Here is a 16,830-nt window from a genome sequence, read left to right on the forward strand (position 1 = left end):
TTCGTGGGCACCCCCCTATGGGAAGCACCCCCCTGCCTACTCTTGAGAGTGGGCTGAACGTGAGTGGGTCGGGTAGGACTTGAACCTACAACGCACGGGTTAAGAGCCCGTTGCTCTGCCAATTGAGCTACCGACCCGGAGCCCTGGGCTGCAACCCGGAGAGAGACCGGGGAGCACTCAAGGCACCGTTGAGCCGGTGGGTTCTGACCGCCGTGTTCGGTGTGGAAGGGTGCGCGTTACCTCTTCCGGCTCACCCTTACTAGAGCTAAAGGGATTCCCTAGAGCGGAGGGGATTCCCGCGCGGGGGGTTGCTGTGGTCCGCCGGCTGACAGCGGGCAGGGTGCAGGTTTGCAGGTTTGCAAGCTCCTCCGGTTTCTCTATAGCTTTTCTAAGGTGTTATCAAGATCAAGTACAAAGCTGCACTAGTGCACAAGCCCAGGTCAGGCAGGGGATTCCTCAAGGGGGCTCGTGTAGGGTGTGTCACGGAACGGTATACTAGTTAGGCTAACTAACGAGTTGAAGGCACAAAAAGAGGACCGACCCCGAAGGATCGGCCCCCTTCCCGCTGTGCTCGTTACTTCGCGCTGCCTTCCTTCGGCTTCGCCCATGTGATCTTGACGCGGTCTTCAATCGGAACGGGCTCGTACCCGGTGCCGAAGTTCGGAGCCTTCGCAACAACGATCTTGTCCACGAAGAGCGTTACGAAGTCGCGCCGTTCGGTCATGGACGCGCTGTACCACCACGAGCCTTCCCCGGTCATGTCCCCGCCGGGTTCCTTCGTCTCCGTCCAGACCTTCGGGCTCACGAGCGTCGGAACCTTGCCCTCAAGCTCCGTCAGACGCTCGTCACAGCGCTGTATGGCTGCCTCAAGGTCGTCGCGCTTCTTGATGAACCGGTCACGCCCCATGGTGCCCTTGTAGACACCCGCGTCAAAGTCGTCCCACAGCTCAGCAAGCGCGGCCTTGTAGTCGGCCCGTTCGATCGTGACGGATTGCTTGTCGGCAGCCACGTCGGGGGCAGCGTGCTTCGCGGTGAAGCGTTGCGTGGCTTCCACGAGAAGGGCAATGTCGTCAGGGTCTTCGTAGTCCAGCGCGTTGAGCCGCTTCAAGACCCGTTCGGCAACGTACTTGTCCAGCCGGTCACGGAGTACGGCAACGGTGCCTTCGTGCGTGCTCGTGACCCCCTTCTTGCGCTGACACGTATAGGTCGTCATGGCAGCGGTCTTGCCGGCCTGTTTGCACATGGTGTGCGCGCCTTCGCAGAAGAGCACCCCCAGCGCGGACAGAAGCGAGTCACCGCGCGTCAGGGACGTTCCCTTTGGCGCGCTCGTCTCCTTGGCAATGGCAAGGCACTTCTGTAGCTCGTGGTACCGGATCGGGTCAACGATCGGCTTGTGAGAGATCACGGGACGACCCTTCTCGTCCCGAACGCTGCGGTACCCGATCCGCTTTTTCCACGTCCCCTTACCGTCCTTCTTGGGAACGGTCTCGTACATGGGTTCCGTTTGGTGTCCCATGAGACGCGGATCAGTGAGCACGCGGCGGAGAGTGGTCACCTTCCACGAAGGGGCGGCAATCCCGCGCTTCGCGTGTGACGCGATTCCCCGCGTAGGCACACCGGTTTCGTTGAGCCACGCGCACACGCCCGTGAGCGATCCGGGGTGAGGCTTTCCGGGAACGTATGGAACGTCCTTGTACTTAAGGATGCGGTCCACCACGTCCTGAATCACTTTGACTTCGTCCGGCTCAGGGACGAGCACCCGAATCGTGAGGTTTTCGAGTTGCTTCACTTCGGTGCGGAAGCCGAACGGCGGAACGCCCCCGACAAACCCGCCGGCTGCCTTGAGAGTTTTCTTCGTGCCGCTTACCGCAAGGCTCTTGTTCCGGCTTTCCTCCCATGACGAGTTCAGCCGCATGAGAAGGGTGACGAGACCGATAAGGTCGTCTGTCACCGCACCTTCGTAAACGCTGATGAATTGCACCCCTAGGCGCTGCAACTCAAGGATTACGGGCAGTGCGTCTTTTGGTTCTTCGCGCGAAAGCCTGCTGAGGTAGTTGACTACGATCACGTCAATGAGACCGGCACGCGCGTCTTTCAACATGCGCTCAAACGCGGGTCGCTCTTCGCCGTTGAACGCCGAAAAGTCGATATCCTCGTATACCTCAGTAAGCTTGAGGTCTTCGGTTCGGTTGATCAGGTCCGTCGTCTCACGAACCTGAGTGATCGTGCTTCCTTGACTCTTGTCTTCTCGGGCTTCCGACTGCCGTGCGTAGATCACGGCTCGTCGCATGGGTTTCCTTCCGGCAGCAACTTCGGTCGCTGTCGCCAACGTGTCTGTCCGCATGGGCATGATCCTAGCTCAGACCCACCTATGTCGTGTAGCCGTTTGCCTGCTCGGCTGGACCACGGTCGACGGCAGACCCTTCCAGGTCCGGCAGTTCCGGAACCGAAAGGGGAGCGTGGACCCCGCGGCACTCGCGGCGGACCAGGTCGACGACTACGGACGCATGACGGGCGCGCTCCTGGCCAGAGCCCATGCCCACAGCGCCGACCCCCGGCTCATAGCCGGGTACTGCGGCAAGAACGAAGAGCTCGACGAGGCGATCGCCGGCTTCGCCGTCGCCTACGCGGACCGCACCGAAGCAGACCACGCCGACCTGCTCGAAGCGGTGAGAAGCGGTCGCGTGCCTGCGGAGCTGGGCGTATGACCCGGTCGTGAGCGCGACGACGGACGACGGGGACGGGGACAAGCGGTAGGGGGCGGGGGAGGGAGGGGGCGGGGGTGGCCCCCCTCCGAGGCCCGTAGGCTGGTTCAGTGACGACCCGGAGCGACGACATGAACGACGCCCTGAACAACGACGGCCAGGCCCACGCCCCTGTGGCCCCCGAGACCCCTGCGGCCTCCGAGGCCGGCGGTCCGCAGGTCGATGGTGGGACCGCGCCTGAAGCCGGTGGCGGCTCAGGGGATGACGAGCGGCCCGAGGCGCGGCTCGAGCGGGCTGTGCGGGTGGCGGAGCAGGCGTTGATCGAGTTCGAGATCGCCGTGGAGACCTTCCGGGTCGAGGTGGAGAACTTTTCCCGGCTGCATCACCAGCGCCTCGGCCCGATGTATTCGAGGCTGGACGAGTTGGACGCGCTGATCGCCGAGGCCCGTGCGGCGCGGACCGGCGATCCCGAGGATCTGCGCAAGGCGCAGGAGGCCCGGGCGATGGTCATGCCGATGCCGGGGGTCGACGAGCTCTTCCACGAGTGGATGGACTCGGAGGGGCTGTCGCCGGAGGCCGCCGCGATGCTGACCGATCAGCCGGTACAGCCGCCGAAGCGGGTACGGCCCAGTGATGAGGCGCGCAAGCTCTACCGGGAACTGGTTCGTAAGGCGCATCCGGATCTGGCGCGGGACGACGAGGAGCGTGGCCGGCGTGAGGAGTTCATCACGCGGGTGAACGCCGCGTACGGGCGTGGGGATGCCGGGCTGCTGCGGGAGCTGTCCGACGAGTGGGCGGCGGGGCCGGTTCCGGTGCCTGACCGGCTCAGTGAGAGTGAGGAGCTCTACGCCCGGCTGGAGTGGCTGGCGCAGCGCAAGGAGCTGCTGACGCTGGTCGCTCGTGGGCTGGAGGAGAGTGCGATCGGCGCGATGCTGCGGATGGCGCCTGATGATCCGGACCGCTTGCTGGAGGAGATCGCCGAGCAGTTGCTGGCGCAGGTCTCCGAGCGTGAGGCGGAGCTGTCCGCGCTGGTGCAGTAGGTTTTCCTGGGTTTGTGCGGGTGCGCGCAGACTGGGAGACGTACACGCCGTACAGACGAGAGAAGGCCTGACCCATGAACTTCGCGTCCTTGCCCTCGGTGGATGCAGCGTCGGTGCCGGCCGATGGGCTGGTGCTGGATGTCCGTGAGGATGACGAGTGGGCGGCCGGTCATGTCGAGGGTGCGCTGCACGTTCCGATGAGTGACTTCGTGGCGCGCTTCGGTGAGGTGACCGAGGCGGTTGCCGAGGGGCGTCGTGCCCATGTGATGTGCCGGGTGGGGGGTCGGTCCGCGCAGGTCACCCAGTACCTGGTGCAGCAGGGCATCGACGCGGTGAACATCGATGGCGGGATGCTCGCGTGGGAGGGTGCGGGGCGTCCGATGGTGACCGACAACGGCAGCCCGGCTTTCGTTCTGTAGCTCTGGTTTCCTCAGCTTCGGCTTCTCGGCAGCTTCGGCTTCTGGTCCTGCGCCGGCCTTGGGGGTCAGCCGAGGGGGTGTTCGGCGAGGAGATCGCCGAGCTCCTCTTCGTGGGCGGCTGCCGGGCCGAGTGAGAGCTCCAGGTGTTTGGCCCAGGCGTGGTAGCGGTGCAGGGGGTAGTCGGTGTCCGCGCCGAAGCCGCCGTGCAGGTGTTGGGCGGTCTGGACGACGCGGCGTACGCCTTCCGAGGCCCAGATTTTGGCGACGGCGATGTCGCCGGTGGCGGGCAGGGGCCCGCCGGTGCCGGTGCCGGTGCCGGTGCCGGTGCTGATGCGCCAGGCGGCCTGCCAGAGGGTGACTTCCATGGCGCGGAGGTCGATGTAGCGGTCGGCGGCTTGGACGGCGACGGCTTGGAAGGTGGCGACGGGGTGGCCGAACTGCTCGCGTTTTCCGGTGTAGGCGCTGGTCAGGGCGAGGGCGCCTTCGCCCAGGCCGAGTGCGAGTGCGCAGGTTCCGGTGGCGAGCAGTGCGCGGAGCCATTCCCAGGCGCCGTCGGTGTCGATGAGCTGTCGGCTGTCGATGCGTACGGAGTCGAGGTGGACCTCGGCGAATAGTTCGCCGTTGGTGGAGTACTGCTCGGCGAGGGTGATTCCGTCGTGGTCGCGGGGGACGAGGGCGATGACGGCCCTGCCGTCCGTGGTGTGTGCGGGGATGGCGAGGTGGTCGGCGGAGTGGGCCCAGGGCACGCTGGTCTGGGTGCCGTCGAGGGTCCAGGTGCCGTCGTGGTGGTGTGCGGTGACGGCGAGTTCGGCGGGATCGTGTCCGGTGCGGCCGTTGGCGGCGACGGTGAGGACGAGTTCGCCTCGGCCGACGTGGGGGAGGATTTCGCTCTTCAGCGCGGGGTCGGCGTATCGCTGGAGGGTCATGGCGACGGCGCTGGTTTCGAGCAGGGGGATGCGCGCGAGGGCTTTGGCCGATTCGCGCAGGACCAGGCAGAGGGCGATGGGATCGAGGCCCGCGCCGCCGTGCTCGGGCGTGAGGACCAGGCTGAGCAGGTCGGCTGTGGCGAGCCGGGCCCAGAGTGGCCGGTCATAGGTGTCGGAGACGGCGCCCGGGGTGAGTGCGGGGCTTGGTACCGCGTCGGGTGTGACGCTTGAGAAGACTGCTTTCGCCGCCTCGACGGCCGCCTGCTGTTCTTCGGTGAAGGTGAAGTCCACAGCCTGTCCTCCCGCGGTGCACCGTTATCTGACGGACCGTCAAGATAGAACAGGTTCTAGCGGAAAGGAATGGGGCGGCGACCGTCGGGGCGCCTTCGGGTCAGCGGTCGAAGTCCAGCTCGACCTCGGGGGTGACCGGGTGGGACTGGCAGGCCAGCACATAGCCCGCGTCCGTCTCCTCCGCCTCCAGGGCGAAGTTGCGGTCCATGCGCACCTCGCCGCGGACCAGGAAGGCCCGGCAGGTGCCGCACACGCCGCCCTTGCAGGCGTACGGGGCGTCCGGGCGGGCCCGCAGCACCGTCTCCAGCAGTGAATCGCCTTCCTTCACGGGCCAGTTGCCCGAGCGGCCGTGCAGGGTCGCGGTCAGCTGCGCGTGCGCGGGTGTGCCGGACGAGGCGGCCGGCGTGGGCGCCGGGCTGCCGTCGACATGGAAGATCTCCTGGTGGATACGGCTCCGCTCCACACCGAGTCCGCGCAGGGTCCGCTCGGCCCCCTGGACGAGGCCGAAGGGCCCGCACAGGAACCAGCCGTCCACCTCGGCGACCGGCAGCAGCGCGGGCAGGAGCCCGGTCAGCCGCTCCTGGTCCAGCCGTCCGGACGGCAGCCCGGACTGCTGCTCCTCCCGGGACAGCACGGTGACCAGCTGGAAGCGGTCGGGGAAGCGGTCCTTCAGGTCGGCGACCTCGTCCAGGAACATCGTCGAGGCCACGGTGCGGTCGCTGCGGATCAGGCAGAACCGAGCTTCGGGCTCGCGCATCAGCAGCGTGGAGGCGATGGACAGTACGGGGGTGATGCCGCTGCCGCCGACGATGGCAGCGAAGTGGCCGGGCCGCGGTTCCAGTACGAAGCGGCCCATGGGTTCCATGACCTCGACCGTGTGCCCCACGGCGAGTTCCTTGAGCGCGAAGGTCGAGAACTCTCCTCCCTCGACCAGCCGGATGCCCACGCGCAGCACCGGGTTCTCGCCGGCGGGAGCCGCGGCGGTGCAGATCGAGTACGTGCGCCGGATCTCCTCGTCACCGGTGGTCCGGCGCAGGGCGAGATGCTGGCCGGGGGTGTGGCGGAAGGTCTCGCGCAGCTCGGGCGGCACGGCGAAGGTCACGGCGACCGAGTCGTCCGTCAGCCGCTCGACCTCGCTCACACGGAGCGAATGGAACATCTACAACTCCTTGAAGTGGTCGAACGGTTCGAGGCAGGCCTTGCAGCGGCGCAGGGCCTTGCAGGCGGTGGAGGAGAACCTGCTCAGCAGCTCGGTCTCGGTCGACCCGCAGTGCGGGCATCTGATGGCGAGGGTCAGTGCCACGGGACCGGCGTTCCCCTGGTGGCGGGGCGGGGCTATTCCGAACTCGGAGAGCTTGCGCCGCCCCTCCTCGCTGATGTCGTCCGTGGACCAGGCCGGGGAGAGGACGGTGACCACCGACACCTCGGGGATGCCGTGTTCGTGCAGGACCCGCTCGATGTCGGAGGACATCGCCTCGATCGCCGGGCAGCCGGTGTAGGTCGGGGTCAGCTCGACCTCCACCTTGCCGGGCCCGAGGACCTGGACGCCGCGCAGCACCCCGAGCTCTTCCAGGGTCAGTACGGGCAGCTCGGGGTCGGGAACGGAGCCGGCGAGTCGGCTCAGCTCCTCCTCGAGCGGCGTCATGGTCACCATGTCGCCCCCGGGTGGCTGCGGTGCAGGTGCTGCATTTCGGCGAGCATCCGTCCGAACGGCTCGGTGTGCAGTCCCTGTCGTCCGGCTCCGGCCGTCCAGGCCCCGGTCCGGGGTCCTTCGGGGACGGTCAGGGTGGCCTGTTCGAGCACCTTGGTGATCGAGGCGAGCCACTGGGCTTCCAACTCCTGCCAGTTCACGTCGAGGCCGTCCAGTGGCTGGAACATCTCGCCGGTGAAGCGCCACAGTGCTTCGCACGCCTGCCGCATGCGCTCGTGGCTGTCGGCTGTGCCGTCGCCGAGCCGCAGGGTCCAGTGTTCGGCGTGGTCCTGGTGGTAGGTGACTTCCTTGACGGCCTTCGCCGCGAGTCCGGCGAGGGGGCTGTCGCCGGCGGCCAGCCGCCCGTACAGGAGCCGCTGGTAGGTGGAGAAGTAGAGCTGGCGGGCGATGGTGTGGGCGAAGTCGCCGTTGGGCTGCTCGACGAGCTGGACGTTGCGGAAGGCCCGCTCCTCGCGCAGATACGCCAGTTCGTCCTCGTCGCCGACGAGGCCGAGCAGGATGCGCGCCTGGCCGAGGAGGTCGAGCGCGATGTTGGCGAGGGCGACTTCCTCTTCCAGTACGGGGGCGTTGCCCGCCCATTCCCCGAGCCGGTGGGAGAGCACGAGGGCGTCGTCACCGAGGGCGAGGGCCGCAGCGTTCAGCGGGTGGTCCGTCGCCGGCGTGGCCGCCTGGAGCGCCGTGGGCGCGGGCGCGCCGTCGGTCGGGGTCACAGGTGCTTCACCCCCTCGGGGATCTCGTAGAACGTCGGGTGCCGGTAGGGCTTGTCGGCCGACGGTTCGAAGAAGGGGTCCTTCTCGTCGGGGGAGGAGGCGGTGATCGCCACGGAGGGCACCACCCAGAGGGAGACGCCTTCGTTCCTGCGGGTGTAGAGGTCGCGCGCGTTGCGCAGGGCCATCTCCGCGTCGGGTGCGTGGAGACTGCCCGCGTGAGTGTGGGACAGGCCGCGGCGTGAGCGCACGAAGACCTCCCACAGTGGCCAGCCGTCGGTCGTCATGCCCGTGCCTCCCCGTGCTTCGCGGCGTATGCCGCCGCTGCTTCTCTGACCCAGGCTCCGTCTTCGTGTGCCTGGCGTCGCCTGCTGATCCGCTGTTCGTTGCAGGGGCCGTTGCCCTTGAGGACGTCCCAGAATTCGGTCCAGTCGATGGGTCCGAAGTCGTAGTGCCCGCGCTCCTCGTTCCACCGCAGGTCGGGGTCGGGGAGCGTCAGTCCCAGTGCCTCGGCCTGGGGGACGGCTATGTCGACGAAACGCTGGCGCAGTTCGTCGTTGGAGTGCCGCTTGATCTTCCAGGCCATCGACTGGGCCGAGTGCGCGGACTCGTCGTCCGGCGGGCCGAACATCATCAGTGAGGGCCACCACCACCGGTTCACCGCGTCCTGAGCCATGGCGTGCTGGGCCTCGGTGCCCTGGGAGAGGGCGAGGAGCGATTCGTATCCCTGGCGCTGGTGGAAGGACTCCTCCTTGCAGATCCGCACCATGGCGCGTGCGTACGGGCCGTAGGAGCAGCGGCACAGCGGCACCTGGTTGGTGATCGCGGCGCCGTCCACGAGCCAGCCGATGGCGCCGACGTCGGCCCAGGTCAGCGTGGGGTAGTTGAAGATCGAGGAGTACTTCTGGCGGCCGGAGTGGAGCTTGTCGAGCAGCTCGTCGCGGCCGGTGCCGAGGGTCTCCGCGGCGCTGTACAGGTAGAGGCCGTGTCCGGCCTCGTCCTGCACCTTGGCCATGAGGATCGCCTTGCGGCGCAGGGAGGGCGCCCGGGTGATCCAGTTCGCCTCGGGCTGCATGCCGATGATTTCGGAGTGGGCGTGCTGGGCTATCTGCCGGACGAGTGACGCGCGGTACGCGTCGGGCATCCAGTCGCGCGGCTCGATGCGCTCGTCGGCTGCTACGGCGGCGTCGAAGTCCGCTTCATAGGTCGCCTGCGCCTCGGCCGCGTCTCGCGTGTCCGTAGTCACTGCTGTCACCGCCGTCACTGCCGTCATCGAACCCCCTACCGACCGATCGTTCGGTTGAACGACTTCAATGGTGAGTCGGCGGCCCGTAAGGTGTCAACCCTGTGGATAACTGCTGTGGACCGACGGGGATCGGGGCGGGATGGACTCGTACGACGACGAGAGCGGGCGCGTCGGGCGCGGTGAGCGCGGCCCAGGGCCCCTGACCACGGCTTATACGGCGGGTGATCAGCCCGCAGGCTCCGAGGAATCAACCGGATCACCCCGAGTGGCCGGCTCGCCGGGCGCCTTCGGCGGTCAGCCCGGAGTAGCCCGCGCGGGCGAAAGCACCGGCGAGGACACGGGTGAAGGCCCGGCCGGCGCGAGAAACCCGGGCGCGGGCATAGCCGCGCTCTCGCTTCCGTACCAGGTGGTCGCCGCCGTCGCCCTCGCCGTCATCGGCGTTCTGGCCTGCGCGCATGTGGCGATGATCTTTCTGCATGTCGCGCCGTCGAACACGCTGACCAAGCAGAACGGCGCCGCGATCGACAGCTGGGTCTACCCCGAGTTCGAGCAGAACTGGAAGCTCTTCGCTCCCAACCCCCTCCAGCAGAACATCTCCGTCGAGGCCCGCGCCGAGATCGCCGGGTCCGACGGCGGCCGCCGGACGACAGGGTGGATCGATCTGTCGGCCGAGGACGCCGAGGCCATCCGCGGGAGCCTTCTGCCCAGCCATGTGGAGCAGAACGAGCTGCGCAGGGGATGGGACTTCTACGTCAACACGCACAACGACAAGAACCAGCCCAACGGCCTGCGTGGCCGGCTCTCCGAGCGCTACGTCCGCCGCATCGTGATGCTGCGGCTCGACGAGCGCGCCCTGGGCGGCAAGGTGGAGCGGATCCAGCTGCGCTCCGCGACCCGCTCGGTCGAGGCGCCCCCGTGGAGCCAGGACAAGAGCGACAACCGCCCCTTCTACCGGGTCGCGCCCTGGTGGTCGGTGACCGCCGCGGACCTGCCCGGCGGTGTCCGCAACGACCGTACGGCCACGGAGGCGGGCAAGTGAGCCACATCGCGACCACCACCCCCGCCTCGGCCCCCGAGCCGCGCGAGCCCCTCGACCGCCGGCTCGCCCGCGCCGCGCAGCGTGTCACCGGCACGGCCATGGGCCCGTACCAGAGCGCCATCGTCCGCATCGGCTTCTCCGCGGCGTGGCTGTTCTTCCTTCTGCGGGAGCTGCCCCACCGCCGGGAGCTCTACGGCCCCGACGGCCCCTGGGGCTGGGACATGGCCCGTGAGCTGATCGCCGACAACGACGCGTTCACCATCCTCATGTGGTCGGACTCCACCGTCTGGTTCGAGTGTGTCTACGCGTTCGCCGTGCTCTCCAGCGTGCTGCTGATGCTCGGCTGGCGGACACGCGCCATGTCGGTGGTCTTCATGGTGGGCGTGCTGTCGCTGCAGAACCGGTCCATCTTCATGGGGGACGGCGGCGACAACGTCATCCACCTGGTGGCCGTGTATCTCGTCCTCACGCGCTGCGCGCAGGTCTGGTCGCTGGACGCCCGCCGCGCCTCGCGCCGTGAGGACCCGGCGTCGCCCTCCCGCGACTGGGTGGGGCCCCTGCTGTGGGCGGTCCTGGGCGTCTTCCTCGTCCGGACCACGCTCTCCCTGGACCTGACCGGCGAGGTGTGGCTGCTGGTGCTGCTGTGGGGGCTGTGGGTGGCGCAGGCCCTGTGGTGGGTGGCGTGCCGGTACGCGCCCGGCGAGCCGCGGACCCTGCTGGACGTCTTCGCCAACCTCGCGCACAACGCGACCCTCGCCGTGATCATGGCCGAGGTGTGCCTGATCTACGCGACGGCCGGCTGGTACAAGATCCAGGGCTCTCGCTGGCAGGACGGCACCGCGCTCTTCTACCCGCTCAAGCTCGACTACTTCACGCCGTGGCCCGCGCTGTCGGACCTGCTGGCGTCCAGTGGTGTGCTGGTGATGGCGCTGACCTACGGCACGGTCATCGTCCAGGTCGCGTTCCCCTTCACCCTCTTCAACAGGCGGGTGAAGAACGTGCTGCTGGTGCTGATGATGATGGAGCACGCCGGGATCGCCGTGCTGCTCGGACTGCCCTTCTTCTCGCTCGCGATGATCGCCGCGGACGCGGTCTTCCTCCCGACGGTCTTCCTGGTCTGGCTGGGCGTACGGGTGGGCGGTGGCAAGGACCGGCTGCTGGCGCGCGTGCGCGGCGGGAAGGCGCCCGATCAGCGGCGTACGCCCGAGGGGCAGGCCACCCGTACTCTCGTGGGGTGAGCAGCGAGACCCCCCTCGACCCCGCGATCCCCGCCGGCGCCCCCCTCGACCCCGCGATCCCCGCGGGGGGCCTTTCGGACGCGCCGAGCCGTGCCGGCTCCGAAGAGCCGCTTCAGTACGACGACGGCTTCGGCACCGAGATCGGCGTCGGCCCGCATCCCGGGCCGTGGCCGTCCGGCGAGCGGTACGACCCCGAGCTGCTCGCCGCCGGCGACCGGCGCAATGTGATCGACCAGTACCGGTACTGGTCGCGTGAGGCGATCGTCGCCGATCTCGACACCCGGCGCCACGACTTCCATGTGGCCGTGGAGAACTGGGGTCATGACTTCAACATCGGGTCGGTCGTGCGGACCGCGAACGCCTTTCTGGCGAAGGAGATCCACATCGTCGGCCGGCGGCGCTGGAACCGCCGGGGCGCGATGGTCACCGACCGCTACCAGCACGTCCGCCACCACCCGGACACCGACTCGCTGACGGCCTGGGCGGCGGCCGAGGGCCTGCCGATCATCGGGATCGACAATCTTCCCGGAGCCGTGCCGCTGGAGCGGACAGAGCTGCCGCGGCGGTGCGTGCTGCTCTTCGGTCAGGAAGGACCGGGCCTCACGGAGGAGGCCCGCGAGCACGCCACGATGGTCTGCTCGATCGCCCAGTTCGGATCGACCCGCTCCATCAACGCGGGCGCGGCGGCGGCGATCGCCATGCACGCGTGGGTGCAGCGATACGCGGAGATCGCGGAGCCCTCGTAGGGGCCCCGCGCCCTCCCCTGCACCGATCCGCCCGGCCCGGCCGCCCCGTGGGGCCGGGCCGGGCGGTCGTGAGGCAGGCCGTCAGGCCTGGCGGCGGACCTCCACCACCCGGAAGCGGTTCGCGACGAACGCGCCGTCGCACAGCGCCGCGTTGGCCGCGGGGTTGCCGCCGGAGCCGTGGAAGTCGGAGAACGCCGCCGTCTGGTTCACATACACCCCGCCCGTCAGGTTCAAGGAGAGCTGGGCCGACTCCTCCAGACAGACCTCCTCGACCGCGCGCTCCGTGTCGGGCGACGTCGTGTACGCGCCGACCGTCATCGCGCCCTTCTCGCGGACCGTGCGCCGCAGCAGCTCCAGAGCGTCGGCCGTCGAGTCGACGGAGACGGCGAAGGCGACCGGCCCGAAGCACTCGGACATGAACGCCGCTTCCGTGTCCCCGCCCTCCCAGTACTTACGGGCGCCGTCGAGCTTGACGATGACCGGCGTACGGACGACGGCGTCCGGGAATTCCGGGTTGGCCACCTCCCGCGACTCCAGAGCCACCTCGCCGAGCTCCGCGGCCGCCTCCAGGCGGGCCTTCACATCCGGATTGACCAGCGCGCCCAGCAGGGCGTTCGCCCGGGCGTCGTCGCCGAGGAGCCCGGCGACGGAGGCGGAGAGATCCGCCACGACCTCGTCGTACGTCTTGGGGCCCGCGTCGGTGGAGATGCCGTCCCTCGGGATGAGCAGGTTCTGCGGGGTGGTGCACATCTGGCCGCTGTACAGCGAGAGCGAGAAGGCCAGGTTGGACAGCATGCCCTTGTAGTCGTCGGTGGAGTCGACGACGACCGTGTTGACGCCGGCCTTCTCCGTGTAGACCTGAGCCTGGCGGGCGTTGGCCTCCAGCCAGTCGCCGAAGGCGGTCGACCCGGTGTAGTCGATGATCCGGATCTCGGGGCGCACGGCCAGGGTCTTCGCGATGCCCTCGCCGGGCCGCTCGGCGGCCAGCGCCACCAGGTTCGGGTCGAAGCCGGCCTCGGCGAGGACCTCCCGGGCGACGCGGACGGTGAGCGCCAGGGGGAGAACGGCGCGCGGGTGGGGCTTGACCAGGACCGGGTTGCCGGTGGCGAGGGAGGCGAACAGGCCCGGGTAGCCGTTCCACGTCGGGAAGGTGTTGCAGCCGACCATCAGGGCGATACCGCGCGCGACGGGGGTGAAGGCCTTGGACAGCTCCAGCGGGTCGCGCTTGCCCTGCGGCTTGGACCAGCCCGCGTCCTGCGGGGTGCGGGTCTGCTCCGCGTACGCGTACGCCACGGCCTCCAGGCCGCGGTCCTGGGCGTGGGGGCCGCCCGCCTGGAACGCCATCATGAACGCCTGCCCGCTGGTGTGCATCACCGCGTGCGCGAACTCGTGGGTGCGGGCGCTGATGCGCGCCAGGATCTCCAGGCAGACCAGGGCCCTGGTTTCGGGGCCCGCGTCGCGCCAGGCGCCCATTCCGGCCCGCATGGCGGGCAGCAGCACGTCGATGTCGGCATGCGGGTACTCGATCCCCAGGCCCGGGCCGTAGGGCGAGATCTCGCCGCCCGTCCAGCCGTCCGTGCCGGGCTGGTCCAGCTCGAAGCGGCTGTTGAGCAGGGATTCGTAGGCGGCGAGGCCGTCGGCGGCGCTCAGGGAGCCGTTCTCGCCGTACGCCTTGGGGTGCTCCGGGTGGGGCGACCAGTACGCGCGCGTACGGATCGTGTCGAGCGCCTGATCGAGCGTGGGACGGTGCGTCTCGGCCAGGCGGTCGGTGGTCAGCTGAGCGGCGGCCATTGAGGACCAACTCCTCGTTGAGCTGGGCAGGGAGGGGCGGACAGAGCTAGAGTAACCGAACGATCGGTCGGGACAAGGGGGTCCGCAGAAGCTGTGGATAACTCGTAGGGGAGGATCACCGATATGACCGCCATCGAGCAGAGCCGCACCGTCGCCGTCGTCGGCACCGGCACCATGGGCCAGGGGATCGCCCAGGTCGCGCTGGTCGCCGGTCACCCCGTGCGTCTCTACGACACCGTCCCCGATCGTGCGAAGCAGGCCGCCGAGGCCATCGCCGCGCGTCTGGACCGGCTGGTCGAGAAGGGCAGGCTGGACGCGGAGGAACGGTCCGCCGCCGTCGGGCGCCTGCTCCCCGCCGCGGACCTCGCCGAGCTCGCGGACAGCGCGCTGGTCGTCGAGGCCATCGTCGAGCGGCTGGACGTGAAGCAGGAACTGTTCGGCGCGCTGGAGCGGACCGTCGCGGACGACTGTCTGCTCGCCACCAACACCTCCTCCCTGTCGGTCACCGCCATCGGTGGCACCCTGCGCGTCCCGGGCCGCTTCGTCGGCCTGCACTTCTTCAACCCGGCGCCGCTGCTGCCCCTGGTCGAGGTCGTCAGCGGTTTCGCCACCGACGAGACCGCCGCCACGCGCGCGTACGAGACCGCGAAGGCGTGGGGCAAGACGCCGGTGCGCTGCGCGGACACACCCGGTTTCATCGTCAACCGCATCGCCCGCCCCTTCTACGCCGAGGCGCTGCGGGTGTACGAGGAGCGGGGGGCCGACCCGGCGACGATCGACGCGGTCCTGCGGGACTCCGGCGGGTTCCGGATGGGCCCCTTCGAGCTGACCGACCTGATCGGCCAGGACGTCAACGAGGCGGTCACCCGCTCGGTCTGGGAGGCCTACTACCAGGACCCCAAGTTCACCCCGTCCCTGGCGCAGCGCAGGCTCGTCGAGTCGGGGCGCCTGGGCCGCAAGTCGGGCCAGGGCTGGTTCTCGTACGAGGAGGGAGCCGAGCGGCCACGCGCGCGTGCGCACGCGCCGGCGCCCGCGCCCCGGTCGGTGACGGTCGACGGCAATATGGGCCCCGCGGAGCCGCTGGTCGGCCTGATCGAGCAGGCGGGCATCAAGGTCCGCCGCAGGCGCAACCGGCATGGCGGCTTCATCAACCTCCCGAGCGGCGGTCAGCTGGGGCTGGCGTACGGCGGGACGGCCTGCGAGTTCGACGACGACTCGATGATCTACTTCGACCTCGCCCTCGACTACGCCACCGCCACCAGGATCGCGCTGTGCGCCGGGCCCAAGACCCCGCCGGACTTCCTCGCGGGTGCGGCCGGCCTCTTCCAGGCGCTCGGCAAGGAGGTCACCCTCATCGAGGACGTACCGGGGATGATCGTCGCCCGGACGGTCGCGATGCTGGTCGACCTCGCGGCCGACGCCGCCGCGCGGGGCGTCGCCTCGCCCGAGGACATCGACACGGCGATGCGGCTCGGCGTCAACTACCCCGTCGGACCCCTCGAATGGGGAGCCAAGGTCGGCTTCGGATGGGTGCGCGACGTACTGGAGGAGCTGAACGACCGCTGTCCCGGCGGCCGTTACGCCCCCTCCCTCGGGCTCGTCCGCCGGGCCTACGCCGAAGCCTGCGAGGCCACCTCATGACCACTCCCAAGCGCGACACGTACACCCCGGAGACGCTGCTGTCCGTCGCCGTCCGGGTCTTCAACGAGCGCGGCTACGACGGCACGTCCATGGAGCACCTCTCCAAGGCCGCCGGAATCTCCAAGTCCTCGATCTACCACCATGTGTCGGGCAAGGAGGAGCTGCTGCGCCGCGCCGTCAGCCGGGCGCTCGACGGCCTCTTCGGGATCCTCGACGAGCCGGCGGCGCAGCGCGGCCGGGCCATCGAACGGGTCGAGTACGTGACCCGGCGCACCGTCGAGGTGCTGACCGCGGAGCTGCCGTACGTCACCCTGCTGCTGCGGGTGCGCGGCAACACGACGACGGAGCGGTGGGCCATGGAGCGCAGGCGCGAGTTCGACCAGCGCGTCGCCGATCTGCTGAAGGCGGCCGTCGCCGACGGTGACCTGCGGGCCGACGTGGACATCAGGCTCGCCACCAGGCTGCTCTTCGGCATGATCAATTCGCTGGTGGAGTGGTACCGGCCGCACCCGGGCGGCGACGCGGACCGCGAACAGCTCGCGGACACCGTGGCGCACCTCGCCTTCGACGGGCTGCGGACCGCCCGCTGACCGCCGAGGCTCACGGGGCCATTCCGGGCCCTTCCAGGGCGTCCAGGGCGTCCTCGGAGCGCCCTGGGGGGCTGAAGGGCACCCGTACGGCGCAGAGCGCGGAGAAGCGACCGGTCAGCTCTGGTCGGGGTCCAGGTCGGTCTCTTCGAAGACCAGCAGCGTCCGCGTGGACAGCACCTCGGGAATCGACTGGATCTTGGTGAGTACCAGCTCCCGCAGGGTGCGGTTGTCCGGCGTGTGCACCAGCAGCAGGACATCGAAATCGCCGCTGACCAGAGCGATGTGGGCGGCTCCCGGAAGCGCCTGGAGCTGCTCGCGAACCGTGCGCCAGGAGTTCTGGACGATCTTGAGGGTGATGTAGGCGGAGGCGCCCTGCCCCGCGCGCTCGTGATTCAGCCGGGCACTGAAACCGCGGATCACACCGTCGTCGATCAGCCGGTTGATCCGGGCGTAGGCATTGGCTCGGGAGACATGGACCCGTTCGGCCACCGAGCGTATCGACGCGCGCCCGTCGGTCTGGAGGATGCGCAGGATGTCCTTGTCGATGGGGTCCAGCGGCCGCGCGGACGACCCCTGCGCCCAGCTGTCGGCCATTTGTTCATCCGCCATGTCCCCCCGCCTCTCTTCGATGGACGACCTGCCTCTATCCCAGGCTGTGGAGAACCGTTTGTCCACAGGCTGAAGGTGCCTGTAGCCAAAATGCCTCCACGACCGAACAATCGGTAGGTGAGGCGCGCCAC

The 16,830-nt window shown here is 69.0% G+C and carries 17 protein-coding genes and 1 tRNA gene; 8 read left to right on the forward strand and 10 right to left on the reverse strand.

Features of this window, described 5'->3' with window-relative positions:
- Positions 1–64: 64 nt before the first annotated feature.
- Together ACZ5VC_RS14995 and ACZ5VC_RS15000 are read right to left on the reverse strand one after the other, a co-directional pair.
- Positions 65–137: transfer RNA gene (locus ACZ5VC_RS14995), tRNA-Lys, on the reverse strand.
- Positions 138–574: 437 nt separating this feature from the next.
- On the reverse strand, positions 575–2,344 hold the full coding sequence (locus ACZ5VC_RS15000) for a recombinase family protein (RefSeq protein ID WP_469120465.1): 1,770 nt from the start codon (positions 2,342–2,344) through the stop codon (positions 575–577).
- On the opposite strand from ACZ5VC_RS15000, the gene ACZ5VC_RS15005 reads away from it, so the two are divergent.
- From ACZ5VC_RS15005 to ACZ5VC_RS15015, 3 genes are all read left to right on the forward strand, one after another.
- Positions 2,289–2,708, forward strand: coding sequence for a DUF2252 family protein (locus tag ACZ5VC_RS15005; RefSeq protein ID WP_469120466.1), 420 nt, complete (start codon positions 2,289–2,291; stop codon positions 2,706–2,708). The genes ACZ5VC_RS15000 and ACZ5VC_RS15005 overlap by 56 nt on opposite strands.
- A gap of 128 nt (positions 2,709–2,836) precedes the next feature.
- Positions 2,837–3,745, forward strand: a complete 909-nt coding sequence (locus ACZ5VC_RS15010) for a J domain-containing protein (RefSeq protein ID WP_469120467.1) — start codon at positions 2,837–2,839, stop codon at positions 3,743–3,745.
- Positions 3,746–3,819: 74 nt separating this feature from the next.
- Positions 3,820–4,164: a rhodanese-like domain-containing protein gene (locus ACZ5VC_RS15015; protein ID WP_469120468.1), complete on the forward strand. Its 345-nt coding sequence runs from the start codon at positions 3,820–3,822 to the stop codon at positions 4,162–4,164.
- Between the two features lie 65 nt (positions 4,165–4,229).
- On the opposite strand, the gene ACZ5VC_RS15020 is transcribed toward ACZ5VC_RS15015, so the two are convergent.
- The 6 genes from ACZ5VC_RS15020 to paaA all read right to left on the reverse strand — a co-directional run bounded on the left by ACZ5VC_RS15020 (position 4,230) and on the right by paaA (position 9,072).
- Positions 4,230–5,381: an acyl-CoA dehydrogenase family protein gene (locus tag ACZ5VC_RS15020; protein WP_469120469.1), complete on the reverse strand. Its 1,152-nt coding sequence runs from the start codon at positions 5,379–5,381 to the stop codon at positions 4,230–4,232.
- Between the two features lie 100 nt (positions 5,382–5,481).
- Entirely contained in the window at positions 5,482–6,540 is a 1,059-nt protein-coding gene (locus ACZ5VC_RS15025; RefSeq protein WP_469120470.1) for a 2Fe-2S iron-sulfur cluster-binding protein, read from the reverse strand.
- A complete protein-coding gene (paaD, locus tag ACZ5VC_RS15030) occupies positions 6,541–7,035 on the reverse strand; it encodes a 1,2-phenylacetyl-CoA epoxidase subunit PaaD (RefSeq protein ID WP_469120471.1) in 495 nt (164 codons plus the stop codon). It abuts the gene before it with no gap.
- Positions 7,029–7,802 carry a 1,2-phenylacetyl-CoA epoxidase subunit PaaC gene (gene paaC, locus ACZ5VC_RS15035; RefSeq protein ID WP_469120472.1) on the reverse strand — a complete coding sequence of 258 codons (774 nt, stop codon included), beginning with the start codon at positions 7,800–7,802 and terminating at the stop codon, positions 7,029–7,031. Before paaC ends, paaD begins: the two co-directional genes overlap by 7 nt.
- Positions 7,799–8,086, reverse strand: coding sequence for a 1,2-phenylacetyl-CoA epoxidase subunit PaaB (paaB, locus tag ACZ5VC_RS15040; protein WP_469120473.1), 288 nt, complete (start codon positions 8,084–8,086; stop codon positions 7,799–7,801). The genes paaC and paaB overlap by 4 nt, the downstream gene beginning before the upstream one ends.
- Complete coding sequence (gene paaA, locus ACZ5VC_RS15045) at positions 8,083–9,072, reverse strand: 1,2-phenylacetyl-CoA epoxidase subunit PaaA (RefSeq protein ID WP_469120474.1); 990 nt, start codon at positions 9,070–9,072, stop codon at positions 8,083–8,085. The genes paaB and paaA overlap by 4 nt, the downstream gene beginning before the upstream one ends.
- Positions 9,073–9,184: 112 nt before the next feature.
- Here paaA and ACZ5VC_RS15050 point away from each other — a divergent pair, with 112 nt between their 5' ends.
- The 3 genes from ACZ5VC_RS15050 (at position 9,185) to ACZ5VC_RS15060 (ending at position 12,068) form a co-directional block, all read left to right on the forward strand.
- On the forward strand, positions 9,185–10,084 hold the full coding sequence (locus ACZ5VC_RS15050; protein WP_469120475.1) for a DUF5819 family protein: 900 nt from the start codon (positions 9,185–9,187) through the stop codon (positions 10,082–10,084).
- Between the two features lie 98 nt (positions 10,085–10,182).
- Entirely contained in the window at positions 10,183–11,322 is a 1,140-nt protein-coding gene (locus tag ACZ5VC_RS15055) for an HTTM domain-containing protein (protein ID WP_469120808.1), read from the forward strand.
- Positions 11,319–12,068: a TrmH family RNA methyltransferase gene (locus tag ACZ5VC_RS15060; RefSeq protein ID WP_469120476.1), complete on the forward strand. Its 750-nt coding sequence runs from the start codon at positions 11,319–11,321 to the stop codon at positions 12,066–12,068. The genes ACZ5VC_RS15055 and ACZ5VC_RS15060 overlap by 4 nt, the downstream gene beginning before the upstream one ends.
- A gap of 81 nt (positions 12,069–12,149) precedes the next feature.
- Here ACZ5VC_RS15060 and paaN read toward each other — a convergent pair whose 3' ends face one another.
- On the reverse strand, positions 12,150–13,859 hold the full coding sequence (paaN, locus tag ACZ5VC_RS15065) for a phenylacetic acid degradation protein PaaN (protein WP_469120477.1): 1,710 nt from the start codon (positions 13,857–13,859) through the stop codon (positions 12,150–12,152).
- 123 nt (positions 13,860–13,982) lie between these two features.
- Here paaN and ACZ5VC_RS15070 point away from each other — a divergent pair, with 123 nt between their 5' ends.
- Together ACZ5VC_RS15070 and ACZ5VC_RS15075 are read left to right on the forward strand one after the other, a co-directional pair.
- Positions 13,983–15,500, forward strand: coding sequence for a 3-hydroxyacyl-CoA dehydrogenase (locus tag ACZ5VC_RS15070; protein WP_469120478.1), 1,518 nt, complete (start codon positions 13,983–13,985; stop codon positions 15,498–15,500).
- Entirely contained in the window at positions 15,497–16,090 is a 594-nt protein-coding gene (locus ACZ5VC_RS15075) for a TetR/AcrR family transcriptional regulator (RefSeq protein ID WP_469120479.1), read from the forward strand. Before ACZ5VC_RS15070 ends, ACZ5VC_RS15075 begins: the two co-directional genes overlap by 4 nt.
- Before the next feature lie 114 nt (positions 16,091–16,204).
- Here ACZ5VC_RS15075 and ACZ5VC_RS15080 read toward each other — a convergent pair whose 3' ends face one another.
- Positions 16,205–16,699 carry an Lrp/AsnC family transcriptional regulator gene (locus ACZ5VC_RS15080; RefSeq protein ID WP_469120480.1) on the reverse strand — a complete coding sequence of 165 codons (495 nt, stop codon included), beginning with the start codon at positions 16,697–16,699 and terminating at the stop codon, positions 16,205–16,207.
- Positions 16,700–16,830 lie beyond the last annotated feature (131 nt).

It is taken from the genome of Streptomyces sp. NPDC033174 (genome assembly GCF_055577795.1).

What these genes read in the sequence shown, in the direction of transcription:
- ACZ5VC_RS15070 (WP_469120478.1), top strand. Translation starts at nt 13,983, where the DNA reads ATGACCGCCATCGAGCAGAGCCGCACCGTCGCCGTCGTCGGCACCGGC.
- ACZ5VC_RS15050 (WP_469120475.1), top strand. Translation starts at nt 9,185, where the DNA reads ATGGACTCGTACGACGACGAGAGCGGGCGCGTCGGGCGCGGTGAGCGC.
- ACZ5VC_RS15075 (WP_469120479.1), top strand. Translation starts at nt 15,497, where the DNA reads ATGACCACTCCCAAGCGCGACACGTACACCCCGGAGACGCTGCTGTCC.
- ACZ5VC_RS15025 (WP_469120470.1), bottom strand. Translation starts at nt 6,540, where the DNA reads ATGTTCCATTCGCTCCGTGTGAGCGAGGTCGAGCGGCTGACGGACGAC.
- paaA (WP_469120474.1), bottom strand. Translation starts at nt 9,072, where the DNA reads ATGACGGCAGTGACGGCGGTGACAGCAGTGACTACGGACACGCGAGAC.
- ACZ5VC_RS15000 (WP_469120465.1), bottom strand. Translation starts at nt 2,344, where the DNA reads ATGCGGACAGACACGTTGGCGACAGCGACCGAAGTTGCTGCCGGAAGG.
- paaD (WP_469120471.1), bottom strand. Translation starts at nt 7,035, where the DNA reads ATGGTGACCATGACGCCGCTCGAGGAGGAGCTGAGCCGACTCGCCGGC.
- paaB (WP_469120473.1), bottom strand. Translation starts at nt 8,086, where the DNA reads ATGACGACCGACGGCTGGCCACTGTGGGAGGTCTTCGTGCGCTCACGC.
- ACZ5VC_RS15010 (WP_469120467.1), top strand. Translation starts at nt 2,837, where the DNA reads ATGAACGACGCCCTGAACAACGACGGCCAGGCCCACGCCCCTGTGGCC.
- ACZ5VC_RS15055 (WP_469120808.1), top strand. Translation starts at nt 10,183, where the DNA reads ATGGGCCCGTACCAGAGCGCCATCGTCCGCATCGGCTTCTCCGCGGCG.
- ACZ5VC_RS15080 (WP_469120480.1), bottom strand. Translation starts at nt 16,699, where the DNA reads ATGGCGGATGAACAAATGGCCGACAGCTGGGCGCAGGGGTCGTCCGCG.
- ACZ5VC_RS15015 (WP_469120468.1), top strand. Translation starts at nt 3,820, where the DNA reads ATGAACTTCGCGTCCTTGCCCTCGGTGGATGCAGCGTCGGTGCCGGCC.
- paaN (WP_469120477.1), bottom strand. Translation starts at nt 13,859, where the DNA reads ATGGCCGCCGCTCAGCTGACCACCGACCGCCTGGCCGAGACGCACCGT.
- ACZ5VC_RS15005 (WP_469120466.1), top strand. Translation starts at nt 2,289, where the DNA reads ATGGGTTTCCTTCCGGCAGCAACTTCGGTCGCTGTCGCCAACGTGTCT.